The organism is Halomonas aquatica (genome assembly GCF_040196335.1).
GTDB classification, from domain to species: Bacteria; Pseudomonadota; Gammaproteobacteria; order Pseudomonadales; family Halomonadaceae; genus Halomonas; species Halomonas aquatica.
Genome location: NZ_JBEGCJ010000002.1, coordinates 381,876 through 394,051, shown reverse-complemented (window position 1 = coordinate 394,051; position 12,176 = coordinate 381,876). Strand labels below are relative to the sequence as shown.

The window sequence follows — 12,176 nt, the reverse complement described above, 5'->3', positions numbered from 1 at the left end:
AGACACCCGTCAGGCTGTGGGTATAACGCCGTTCGTACTCGACGGGTGACAGGCTGACCTTCACTCCAGAAACCGGTCCACCGGCAATGTGGGATTTCCGCTACGTTTACCCTGATAGCCGAAGATCTCGTGATGAAGCGACATCGACATACCGAAGAGTAGGTCATCACCATCCTCAAGGCCCATTAGCGAGGCGTCTCGGTGGCCAACCCATGCCGGACAGATTGCAGCGAGAAAGGGCGAACGATGAGCAAGAATCCCAGCCGCACGGACCTGCCCGTGCGGTTGATAGTGAGCGTCGAGGCTGAGGTGGTGGAGGCTATCGACCGGCTGATGATCCAGGGGCGGCACCACGGCCATCGAAATCGCGCAGAGTTTGTCCGGCAAGCCATCGAACAAGAGCTGGCGCGGTGCCGGTCTGATGATTTCTGTAGCCCCTAAAAAGGGGCGGCTGGTTGAAAAACAATCAACAACTATCAAAGGGCGCCCCAAGCTGGGCGCCTTCGCTGTGCCTGGCTATCTGATGATTTTCGGACCAGTACGCGCGCGAGCGTTTCTATTCACGCCCACTTTAGAAATGCCGCCGCCTTCACGTACTGGCTTCACGCACTCTCTTCGCGCACCAGCCACCCTGTTAAGGCTTGTTAAGGAGAAGGGGGTACGCGTGAGATGCGCGTTGACGAAAAAGGCGGCGCGTGATCTAAACTGGGCATCCATGATAGGGAAAAGATTATAAATATAAAGGAGCGTTAAATGTTTAGATTATTTTTATGTTCTTTGTGTTACCTGGTTTTGTCAGGTTGTTCTGCAGTTTATGAAAATGGTAACTTTGGTGGTTTTAAAAGATCGTTAAATTACACTTCACATGGTTACTCTGTAGTTAAAGATCCCACTGGTAATGCGCCAACTGAGTATATTCAGCGTTTTGAACTTAGAGATGGCGAATGTGCTACTGAGTTGGGTTGGTCTGATTGTCGAAATAATAGAGAAAGAACTGAGCTTAGCCAAGTCGGTGAGAACTTCGGCAAAGGGTGGTATGGCTGGTACATCTACGTTCCAGAGACATATGAGAACATTTATCCTGTTAAAGTTGCACTAGGCCAATTCCATCAGAGGTCCCTCACCACCCCTGCTATAATGTTTCAAAATTTCTACGGTGGTCTTCATGTTGATGTTCAGCGAACAGGTAATACCATTGATCATCAAGAAATAATTGATAAAGATGATTTCAAAGGGCGTTGGCATAAGATAGAGCTTAATGTTTCATGGAGTGAAGACGGCTTCATTAAGGTGTATGTCAACAGAAAGTTAAAATACTCCTTTGAAGGCGATAATCGTACTAGCAGTGGGACCTATTTCAAATACGGGATATATCGGACTCATGTTTCCAGATATTTAGGTGAAATACCGACTCAGATTGTCTACTACACAGGATTGCGTAAAGGTAAGACTAGAGAGGATCTTGAGGTTAATTAAAATTATTGCTAAAGACTCGCGAGAGGGCGTCTGCATACTTTGACGAGGTTGGGAAAGGCTAAGGTGCTGGCGGACCTAGAAAACCTGAGGTTGACGCCCGTTGCTGGCGCCTGCTGATGTTCGCAAATTTTAGCATCCGGGCTGGCCGTCCGTGGCCTGCCGCTTCCGTGCGGACATCCCTCTGGCGCGCCCACTAGGCGACCGTGGCCGCGAGATAAAGCGCCACTCTCAGCGTGGCCCACACCTTTGCTGTCTGCTGTAGGGCATTGCCGACACAAAAGGTGCTCCCCCCTACCCTGCCGCACTAGCAGTTGAAGCACCCTTGTAGAATTGACTTTCAGTCAGGTAGTCAATCGCCTTGAGGCTCAGACCCCTCGTTATTGAATCTTGTTGTTTGCCACTTGGCTAACCGGTTGGTTCGATAGCCAGCCTTCCGCGAGCATGCTGCGCAGGATCTCCTTGGCAATCATGCGCGCACCAATTTCGTTAGGGTGGTCGTCGTCGAAGTAAAGTGGTCGGCCGTCCGGAAGCTGGGCGATGCAGCGATCAGGAATGAAGTTGTCGCAATACAGCTCTGCCGGCCGGACACGAAGTAGGTTTTCATTGTCAGGGATGGCGTCAAGGTAGTCGCGTGCGTTGGCGCTTCGGTCTAGGTAGACCTGATGACTGGTGGAGAGGAGGGCCGAACTCTCTCCCTCCAGTAGGGTCTTTCGAGCTAGATATGCGGGGACGTCCCAGCCGACCTCTGGGACGGGATAGACTATGACGATACGGTGGTTGGCTTGAAGTAGCCCAGTTACGGTTGCACCAACGGCCTGCCCGATCTGATCGATTCGATCATCCTCAGAACCGCCATTCCAGCCGTCAGGAAATACTGTTGCGTCGATACCGTACTCTACTCCTCCCTCCCGGTTGTTGAAGCGCGAACCTTCAGCATTCAAGGGCCATCGAGCGACTAATACGACGGTACTGGGCTCGGCTTTGTTAGTCAGGTAGCGGAATATTGCATCTTTATGTTCTGGGCACTTCCGGTCACCAAGACGGTGAACACCAGTTGTCGGCTGGCAACCACTATGTGTTAAAGGTTTTACCGAAATCATCTTTGGCTGAAGCCTCTCGCTCAACTGCCATGCGAGTTCAACTCCGTGGCTGTCGCCCCAAACATAGATCGGCGGTTGGCTATCCTCCCCGATCACACAGGCTTCCTGGGGTGAATCTGGGTTGTGGCAGGCACCCCGATAGGGGCTCTTATTGTCCTTCCAAGCCGCCAACTCAACCGCAACAGCATTTCGCGAGGTATGCCCCTGATTTGCCGAACCCAGTCCACCGACGACACCGATTACAAGGCAGCCAGCTAAGGCGGCGGATAGGACTTGCATCCTGGGCAGCTTGAGTCGCTTTCGGGCGGGGATCTCGATGGCCAGCCAGGTCAGCCAGGCCAATGCGAAGGTAAGAACTGTCAGGAACCAATAGACCCAGATCGGCACACCATCGAAGAGACGGATTCGCGCGAAGGCGAACAGCGGCTGATGCCAGAGGTAGGCGCTATAGCTGATCAGGCCGATGCCGACTAGCAGTCGCAGGCTGAGTAGGCGGCCGGCCAGGGTGTCACGATCGGCAGCAAGGATGATCAGCGCGGTGCCGAGGACAGGGATCAGGGTCCATAGGCTCGGGAAGGGTGTCGTTTCATCGAAGATGAGAACGGCGTAGGCGATCAGGGCGAGGCCGAACAGGCCAGATACTTCGCGCAGTTTTCTGTTGGTCGGCGCGCTGGTGTTCTTGTCGGGGAGTCTCTGTGCGTCCGAGTGATGCAGGTAAAGTGCCACCAGTGCGCCAACGCCGAGTTCCCAGGCGCGTGACGGCAAAAGGTAGAAGTTGTCACTTAGGTGCGCGAGCCCGAGGCTGTAAAGTGTGCCGAGGCTGATGATTAGGAAAAGGTGCTCGGGAACAAAGCGGCAGAGCACGAGGAGTAGCGGCGGGTACAGGATGTAGAACTGCTCCTCGACCGCCAGTGACCAGGTGTGCAGCAAGGGCTTGAGTTCTGCGGGCTCGGCGAAATAGCCGCTGTCACTTGAGAACAGGATGTTAGAAGTGAAGGTGGCGACACCGACCAAGCTTTGGCTGAAGTCCTTGAACTCGGTTGGCATCATCCAGAGCCAGGCGAAGGGAATGCAGGCTAGGCAGACGACGAACAAGGCAGGGAGGATGCGCAGGGCTCGACGCTCGTAGAAGCGCCACATGGAGAAGCGGCCTTGAGCCATCTCCTGATAGACGATGGTCGTGATGAGGTAACCGCTGATGACGAAGAAGACGTCTACGCCGACGAAGCCGCCGGAGAATGTCGAGAAGCCGGCGTGGAAGAGGATGACCGGGAGGACAGCGACGGCGCGAAGACCATCAACTTCAGGGCGGTATTGCATGGAAGATCCATTTGCCTAGCTATGAGGATTCGCTGGTGCCGCGTAGAGCGGTCATAGTAGATGCTTTCACTCTTTAAGTTAAGCTTGGGTTGAGCATTCCTGGCCCAAACCCGCATGGTTGAGCGGCTGCGATGTACTGAAGCTGCTGGTTTGATGTTGAGTTTTGTTGAGGTGCTGGCGCTGGTTCGCACCCCGGTTCGCGCGGTTGGTACGCACAACAGGTACGCACCCGGCGCCGGCAGGGCGGGGGGATGGTGAAACCTGGCGCCGTTTGCACCCGCGACCGGAGTGGCAGCTTCGTTATATCGCTAACCGAGTTTTTTCCTCGCGCGTGCGCGCGCGTGACGTAGTGAATGTCGCATAACGTGGCAGCCAAGCGCATTGTAAGATGTTGGTAGGCATGTTGGTAAACAGTTTTCTTATAATTCAAGTTATTGATTTTTAAGAGATAACAGCGGACTCATATTCCCTTGATCGCTGGTTCGAGTCCAGCTGGGCCCACCATCCTGTCAGATCACCCGCCCATCCCGCCTTGCCGGTAGAAATGCCTCTGCCCGCATTGCAAACCCCATTGGGGCTGCTATGTTCAAGATTCGTCTAATGTTCGGCCCGTACGGAACGCTCGCCAGGATTGCTGTGGATAGGTGGTACCAGGGAGGAAGGCTTCAGGGGTAGGAGGTCGGCCTTGAACAGTACATAAAATAGGCACAAGAAACTGTTTTGATATTCAGGGAATGCTCATGAAAGGAAAGATGATGAGTAATAATACGCCAAGGGATAACAGTGTCAGCAATGCTAGAATTTAGATAATAAATACGTTCTTTTTTGTATTCCACTATCTATTCTGGCTGTTATGTTGCCATTGTTAGCTTGGGGTTCATTTTTCATTCCCTCGGACGAGCTCTTGAGTATTTGGTTTCAGAAGAGTGGTTCTCTGACGGTGCTTTTTGCACTCTGGGTGGAGTTTCAGTCAATGAATATTAATGAGTATTTAGATCCTTCAGGTACAATAGCCAGTCAGCAAAAATAGCTGACTATCAAGTATAAAAAATATATAAAGTGATGCAGTTTTTTTTGCGGTATCTTTGGCTTTATGCGGTGCATTAATTTGGGGTTGCGGCGATATAATAAAATAGAAAGGTGGGTGATATTAGTGGATCAATATAGAGGGCGTTGCGAGTCTCTTAAGAGTTAGAGCTGTCGTTTTCATGTAAAAAAGACAAGCGGCGTAAGGCGTGCTTATCAGACACTTTAATCTCCGTCAAGGCATGACGTTACTACATCTTGTATTCATCAATATGGGAGGCCATTTGAAGATTATGGCGGTGTTCGTCAGCTTCGGTGATGGTTGAACCTGGATAAGCGGGAGCCCCCTTGAATCAGGCCAGAAGAACTCCTACGCTGGGGGTGTTTTGCTTCCGGTGTGCATGAGGGCCGCCGAAGCCTGACATCCCCCTTCATCACGGCTTTGGCACCTGTCCCTGCTTCCCATCCAGCCTGTTTTCCTCCTGGCCGGGCATGGCGTTTCATGAATTCTCGGGTAAGCCTTCGCCAAGCCCCCCCCCAGTCCCCCTTCATTCGAGGCTACATGGTGAACAGAGCAACTACGGGTTTCGAGCAACAACGAATGGTCATCGCGTGGCAGGTTAGTCGCCTGCAATCGAAACGCGCCGGAATCCATGGTGCTTGTCTGGCGGAGGCGGGATGATGGTCAAGTCCATTTCGAGCACAGGGTTTGCTCTGTTCGGTGCGGCGCTGATCGCGATCACTTACGGTCTGGCGCGCTTCGCCTTCGGTCTGTTCGTGCCTCCTATCCGCGCCGAGCTGGAGCTGACGTCCTACGTCATCGGTATCATCGGCTCGCTGCCGCTCATCAGCTTCTTGTTGGCCACGCTGGTCGCACCGCTCTCCGCCGATCGGCTCGGTGCTCGTAACACGGCGACGGTGTCCGGGGCTTTCGGTGTCGGGGGGCTGGCTCTGATCAGCCAGGCCGCTGGCGCCCTGTCGCTTGGCGTGGGCGTGTTTGCGTGCGGCATTTCCACCGGCTTAATGATGCCTGCGCTTACGGCCGCCATGCAGGCCCTGGTGAAACGTACTCTGCACGGACGCGTGAGCTCGATCATGAACGCGGGGACCAGCATTGGCGTGGTCGTTGCCGTACCTGCCGTTCTGTTCATGGCCGGCAACTGGCGTTTCGCGTACCTGTCCTTTGCTGTCCTGGCCGCCGCCGGGGTGGTTGCCACCTGGTTCTTCATCCCTTCGGTGTCCCGGGTCCTGCCCGCGAACGCCGCGCCGCCGCCTCCGATCAGCCTCCTGCAGTGGTCACGACTCTTCAGGCTCTCGATGTTTGCATTCGCGATGGGCTTGGTCTCCTCCGCGTACTGGATATTCGCACCCGACCTGGTAGTCACTCTCGGCGACCTGCCGCCAGGCTCAACCGGGTGGCTGTGGCTGGCGGTTGGCATCGCCGGTCTCGGAGGTGCCGTGGTGGCTGACCTGGCCGATCGCAACAACCCTGCCATCACGCAAGCACTCATGCTGATGATGCTCTCTGCGAGCCTGGCATTGCTCGCTGCCAGCCCCGGTCAGATTTTGATCGCGGCATTTTCCGCGCTGGTCTTCGGCCTGGCCTACATGAGTCTGACCGGGCTTTACCTGATGACCGGTATCCGCCTGTTGCCGGGCCGATTGTCGATGGGTCCGGTACTGCCATTCATGGCTGTCTCGCTCGGGCAGGCGATCGGCTCGCCCCTTGTCGGTGTGCTGGTGAAGGAAGTCGGTTACGCCAATGCGTTCGCCATCTTCTCCGCGGTCGGCATCCTGGTGGCCATGCTGTCGCCTCTGTACCCCCGCTATATTGACCATGCTCCGGAGGAAGAAGAAGAGGTGGTTGTGGAAGAGACCGGCCTCCAGGCGGCTTACGATTACCAGCTTCAGGATGAGGCTGGCGAGCCACTAAGGCTCGACACTGAAGATGAGGAAGAATCGGAAGTCACGGAGGCCACGGAGGCCACGGAGGCCACGGAAGCGACAGAAGCGACAGAAGCGACAGAAGCGACAGAAGCGACAGAAGCGACAGAAGCCAAGGAAGACCGGGAAAGCACAGAAGCCGCGGAAGCTAAGGAAGCTACGGAAGGCGGGGGCACGGAAGGCACAGAATCCAAGGGTAGCGGGGAAGGCACGGAATCCTCAGAAACCTCGGAATCCACAGAAGCCACGGCGGGTGCTGAAGGCACGGAAGGAACGAAAGGCACGGAACAAGATGAAGATCCGAAGTCGACATCAAAAACTACAAAATCAGAAACACCCAAAGATGATGATCGTTGAGGTCGCTCTCTTTCGGCGCAGTGCGCAACATGTCAGGGCCTGGGTCGTCGGATGCGCGTCCCGCCGTCTCTCCCCTGACGAGTCGCTCACGCTGACCTTCTGAGCGTCCGGACCCAGCGACTCCCAGGCGCCGTGCTCTTGGGCACGGCGTCGGCATCCTCCGGCACCACCAGCATCAACGGACCCGATCAGCTGACCTTGATCGGCTCCCCGTTGAGCCGCGCCACCTGCAGACAGTACCTCTCTCGCCGCCGGGCGGTCGTGTCATGGGGCCAGGCGCTCTATCACGGCATCCAGGAAGCCCTGCATGTCCACGACCGTTTCCGAAGCGGGGTCGGTGGTCTTGCCCTTGAGATCGCCAGTGATGATGCCATCGGCAACGGTATCGATCAGCGCGGCCTTGAGACGGGTGGCATAGTCGACCAGGGCCTCGTTGCCCTCGCGCTCGCCCAGAGTCTCCAGGGCATTGGCCACGGCGAAGATCAGTGCGGAGGAGTTGAAGTGCGCCTCCTTGCCGTCGGTCTCCAGGTATTTCAGGTAGAGGTCATGGGCGGTGCCGTGGGGCGCCTCGAAGAGCATGGTGCCGTTCTTGCTCTCGATGATGGAACTGGCGGTGGCCAGGCTGCCGCCCAGCGCCGCGGAGATGTCCGAGAAGATGTCGCCGTCCAGGTTCTGCGCCGGGTAGAGGGCGTTGCGGGGCGGATCGGTGATCATCTTGATGAGCTGCCTGGAGGGCCGCATGATCATGAACGAGGGAGGCGGGGTGTCGGCCTTCGCCAGCTCGCGGCGAACGTCGGTGATGGCGGTGCTGAACACCTCGTCGTATTCCATGTACTCGCGCTTGAGACCGAAGTAGACCTCCTTGTCCTTGCGCGAGGCATCGCGGAACACCTGGGTGACCCAGTCCTTGATGGCCTCGTGGTCGTTGGACATCAGCAGGATCGGGTCGCCCTGCTTGACGTGGCGCGCATGCTTCTCTTCACCGTCGATGATGACCTTGAGGATGCCGTCCTCCACCGCGGGAGCATTATAGCTGCCGTACTGGTCGCCGCCACCGGCACTCATCCGCGATAGCGAGACGTGCGCCTTGCGGGTGGGAATGCCGTGGAGCTTGAGCTGTTCGACCAGCTTGTAGAGCTTGCGGCCGGTGGTGTTGTCCGGCACGCCCCACAGCGCCCGTTGCGGCGGGTTGGCGACGAGGCGGGCGGCCTGGGCGTCGATCAGCTCGTAGTGGTAGGAGAGCCCCAGCGCCTCGACCTGCGCGCGGTAGTCGCTCTCGTAGATGCCCTCGATGGCGGCCCGCATCACGCCGTCGTAGCCGGAGATCACGGTGTCCTTCAGGCCCAGGTAGATGTCGCGCTTCTCGTCGATGGCGCGCTGGAAGAAGCGGTGCGCCCAGGCCTTGATCTGGTCGATGTCGTTGGTGGCGAGCAGCCAGGGGTCGCCCTTCTTCACCTCTCGGCGGTGCAGCTCCATCGGGTTGCCACTGGCGCCCACGAACAGCAGCTTGACGATGCCGGTGGCGCTGGAGAGCTCGTTGAAGCTCTCCTTGATGCCGCCGGTCGCCATGGTGTCGACCTCGATATCGCGGCCGATCCACTCGGGCTTGTTGAACTGCAGGTTGCGAAACTCGATGTCCTCGCGGGTGATGTTACCGCCGATGCCCTTGCGGATGGCGCCGTTGGGCGACTTGGTGGCCAGCGGGTGCAGCGTGGTGCCGTCCAGCTCCGGGTGGGCGGCCAGCAGTTCGCCGAGCTGGTTGCGATTCACCGTCATCCCGGCGTTCTTCACGCCCACGCCATGCTGCTTGAGGGCCTCGATGGCATCGATTACGGCCTGGCCGTTGGTGACCAGGCGGTTCTCCGCGGTCAGGTCGATCTCCACGAGGTCCACGTCCAGCCGGGACGTCACGAAGGTCTCGAGGATGCGTTCGAAGGCCACCTGGGCCATTTCGTCGCCATGCAGGATGACCAGGGGGGCTGACACGTTGATCTTGCTGCTCATCACGCTTCCTTTGGTTGAGGTGATGGAAGGGGGCGGATAAGGGAATGGCCATAGGGTACGCCTGCCGCCGTTCCTCTGCCAGGGATCAGCCCGCGGGCCGCGGCCCGAGCAGGATGATGCCGGCCCCGAGCAGGCAGAGGGCCGTGCCGAGGAGGTCCCAGCGGTCGGGCAGGCGCTGCTCGACCAGCCACAACCAGGCCACCGAGGTGGCGATGTAGACCCCGCCGTAGGCGGCATAGGCACGCCCGGCGTAATCGGCCCCGGACAGGCTCAACAGCCAGGCGAAGAGCGCCAGGCTGGCCAGCCCCGGGATCAGCCACAGGGCGGGTTTGTCCAGTCGCCACCAGGCCCAGACGCTGAAGCAACCGGCGATCTCGGCCAGGGCGGCGGCGATGTAGACCGCCAGCGTGGTCATCTCAGTGATGGCCCTCGGGATCGGTGGCCCAACGCTCGTCCGGATGCACCTCATTGGCCGGCAGTACCGGGTCATAGCCCTCGGCACGCAGCGCGGCGATCACTTCGCGAGTGTGGTCGCTGCCCAGTGTCTCCAGGGTGGCCTCCACCTCGGTGGCGCGCAGCGAGAGGTCGGTGAAGGTGCGCTGGTGGGCGATCTGGATGACGTTGGCGCGCTGCTCGGCGAGCAGGCGGGTCAGCTCGGCCAGCGAGCCTGGCACGTCGGGGATGCCCACCCGCACCCGCACGATGCGATTGGAGCGCACCAGGCCGCGCTGGATCACCGAGGAGAGCGCCAGCATGTCAATGTTGCCGCCGCACAGCACCAGCCCCACCTTGCGGCCTCGATAGCGTTCCGGGTCGGTGAGCAGGGCGGCGAGCCCCGCAGCGCCGGCGCCCTCGGCCACGCTCTTCTCTATTTCCAGCAGCATCAGGATGGCGCGCTCGATCTCCGGCTCGTCCACCAGCACGATGTCGCTGACCAGCTCGCGCACGATCTCCCGGGTCAGGATCCCGGGCTGCTTCACGGCGATGCCTTCGGCCAGGGTGGCCAGGCCGCAGTGGATATCCTCGCCGGCCAGTGCCTGCTTCATGGCCGGGAAGCGCCGAGTCTGTACGCCGATCACCTCGATGCCGGGCTTCATGGCCTTGGCTGCCACGGCATTGCCGCTGATCAGGCCGCCGCCGCCGATGGGAATCACCAGGCAATCCAGATCGGGCACCTCCTCGAGCATCTCCGGGGCGATGGTGCCCTGGCCGGCGATGACCCGCTCGTCGTCGTAGGGGTGCACGAAGACCAGGTTGTGCTCCTCGGCGAGGCGGTGGGCATAGGTGCCGGCTTCGTCGACCCCGTTGCCCTCGAGATGCACCTCGGCCCCGAAGTCACGTGTGTTGCGCACCTTGAGGTTGGGAGTGTGGCGGGGCATGACGATGGTGGCGTGGATGCCCAGCCGGGCGGCGTGGTAGGCCACGGCCTGGGCGTGGTTCCCCGCGGACATGGCAATGACGCCCCGGGCGCGCTCCTCGGGCGTGAGCGAGAGCAGGTGGTTCAGGGCGCCGCGCTCCTTGAAGGAGGCGGTGAACTGGTGGTTCTCGAACTTGATGTAGACGTCGCAGCCGGTGAGACGGGAGAGCGTGCTGGAGTGCAGGCAGGCGGTGTGTTCCACGCTACCCTCGAGGCGGGCGGCGGCCTGGCGGACGTCGTCGAGGGTCACGCTCATGGGAGGTTCTTCTCCTTGTGGTGGGTGTCGTGGAGGGTGTCGTGAGGGCCTTCATCGCCTGGGTGGTCGGGCAGGCGCGCCGCCAGTGCGAACACGTGGGGGTCTTCCACGCCGAGTTCGTGAAGGGCCTCGGCCAGATAGACCAGGTAGTCACGGTTGGGGCCGCTGGGCCCGTGGGAGGCGGCGATCTGCTCGGCGATGGCGTCGAGCGGGGCGTCGCCGAGGAAGGCGGTGTTGTCCTCGGTGGCGAGGTACACCAGGCCATCGGCGCTGTCCGGCGACGCGCCGTCGTCGAAGTGCAGCCGGGTCACCTCGCGCAGGTAGCCGTTCTTCTCGCGCACGTCCAGGGGCTCCAGCACTTCGGGAGTGATGCGATAGGCCATGCCATGGCAGATGGCCCCAGGCTCCCGCACCAGGGTCGCCACTCGGCCCGGCGCATCGGGGGTGCCGCGGTGGTCATGGGAGCCCTGCCAGAAGCGGCGCACCCAGCCGTGGATGTGGGCCTCGCGACGCTCCAGCCAGGGAAAGTTGGCCTTCCAGATCAGCGAGCCGTAACCGAACAGCCAGATCTCGTCGTGGCCGTCGAAGTGGGTCATGCGTCGATTGCGTTCCCGGGTATCGTTACTCATAGGCGCTGGAGCCAGTTCATGGCAGTGGATGGTCCTCCATGATGCGTTGCCGGGCGGCGCTTGTCGAAGCCCGATGCCAGCATCGACGCCGATACACCCCGGGGGTATGGTGTCGAGCGTTCGACGGACAGGGGAGCAGCGGTGGACACGTTATGGATGGCACTCTCGACGGGCCTTGGCCTCGGGCTCTCACCCTGGGCCTCGGGAACGGTCGGTACGTTGCTTGGGCTGCCGCTCGCCTGGTGGCTGCTGGGGCGAGCGAGGCGCCTGCAGTTCGTGCTGGTGGCGGCGCTGCTGGTGGCGGCCATGCCGATCTGCCAACAGGCCGCGACCGCACTGGGCATCAAGGACGACGGGCGCATCGTGCTCGACGAGATCGTCGCCTTCCCAGTAGCGGTAGTCGGCCTGTCCGCGATGCGCCACCCCGTGGCCCTGGCCGGAGCCTTCGTGGTCTACCGCGTGTTCGACATCGCCAAGCCGCCGCCGGTGAGCCAGGCGGAGGCCCTGCCCGGTGGAGTCGGCATCGTGCTCGACGACACCGTGGCCGCGGCCATGACCTGGCTGGTCATGGCCGGCGGCCTGGTCCTGTGGCGCCGCCGGTCCGGCTGAGGCACCGCCACCCCGGCGCTGCCGGCCGGGGACGCGAG

The 12,176-nt window shown here is 59.9% G+C and carries 9 protein-coding genes; 3 read left to right on the top strand and 6 right to left on the bottom strand.

Annotated elements, in window-relative coordinates:
• Positions 1–60: 60 nt before the first annotated feature.
• Positions 61–492 carry a hypothetical protein gene (locus ABE960_RS04940; protein ID WP_349761128.1) on the bottom strand — a complete coding sequence of 144 codons (432 nt, stop codon included), beginning with the start codon at positions 490–492 and terminating at the stop codon, positions 61–63.
• A gap of 261 nt (positions 493–753) precedes the next feature.
• Between ABE960_RS04940 and ABE960_RS04935 the strand changes: the two genes are divergently transcribed.
• Positions 754–1,476 (top strand): heparin lyase I family protein, encoded by a 723-nt coding sequence (locus tag ABE960_RS04935; RefSeq protein ID WP_349761127.1) that lies wholly within the window; start codon positions 754–756, stop codon positions 1,474–1,476.
• A 377-nt stretch (positions 1,477–1,853) separates the two neighbouring features.
• Here ABE960_RS04935 and ABE960_RS04930 read toward each other — a convergent pair whose 3' ends face one another.
• Positions 1,854–3,896 carry an acyltransferase family protein gene (locus ABE960_RS04930; protein ID WP_349761126.1) on the bottom strand — a complete coding sequence of 681 codons (2,043 nt, stop codon included), beginning with the start codon at positions 3,894–3,896 and terminating at the stop codon, positions 1,854–1,856.
• A 1,704-nt stretch (positions 3,897–5,600) separates the two neighbouring features.
• Here ABE960_RS04930 and ABE960_RS04925 point away from each other — a divergent pair.
• Positions 5,601–7,223 carry an MFS transporter gene (locus ABE960_RS04925; RefSeq protein WP_349761125.1) on the top strand — a complete coding sequence of 541 codons (1,623 nt, stop codon included), beginning with the start codon at positions 5,601–5,603 and terminating at the stop codon, positions 7,221–7,223.
• A 264-nt stretch (positions 7,224–7,487) separates the two neighbouring features.
• Here ABE960_RS04925 and ABE960_RS04920 read toward each other — a convergent pair whose 3' ends face one another.
• The 4 genes from ABE960_RS04920 to ABE960_RS04905 form a co-directional block, all read right to left on the bottom strand.
• Entirely contained in the window at positions 7,488–9,227 is a 1,740-nt protein-coding gene (locus ABE960_RS04920) for an isocitrate/isopropylmalate family dehydrogenase (protein ID WP_349761124.1), read from the bottom strand.
• Positions 9,228–9,312: 85 nt separating this feature from the next.
• Positions 9,313–9,642 (bottom strand): YnfA family protein, encoded by a 330-nt coding sequence (locus ABE960_RS04915; protein WP_349761123.1) that lies wholly within the window; start codon positions 9,640–9,642, stop codon positions 9,313–9,315.
• A gap of 1 nt (position 9,643) precedes the next feature.
• Positions 9,644–10,900 (bottom strand): threonine ammonia-lyase, encoded by a 1,257-nt coding sequence (locus ABE960_RS04910; RefSeq protein ID WP_349761122.1) that lies wholly within the window; start codon positions 10,898–10,900, stop codon positions 9,644–9,646.
• Positions 10,897–11,529 (bottom strand): gamma-glutamylcyclotransferase, encoded by a 633-nt coding sequence (locus ABE960_RS04905; protein WP_432765337.1) that lies wholly within the window; start codon positions 11,527–11,529, stop codon positions 10,897–10,899. Before ABE960_RS04905 ends, ABE960_RS04910 begins: the two co-directional genes overlap by 4 nt.
• A 156-nt stretch (positions 11,530–11,685) precedes the next feature.
• Here ABE960_RS04905 and ABE960_RS04900 point away from each other — a divergent pair, with 156 nt between their 5' ends.
• Positions 11,686–12,138 carry a phosphatidylglycerophosphatase A family protein gene (locus tag ABE960_RS04900; protein WP_349761120.1) on the top strand — a complete coding sequence of 151 codons (453 nt, stop codon included), beginning with the start codon at positions 11,686–11,688 and terminating at the stop codon, positions 12,136–12,138.
• Positions 12,139–12,176: the final 38 nt, after the last annotated feature.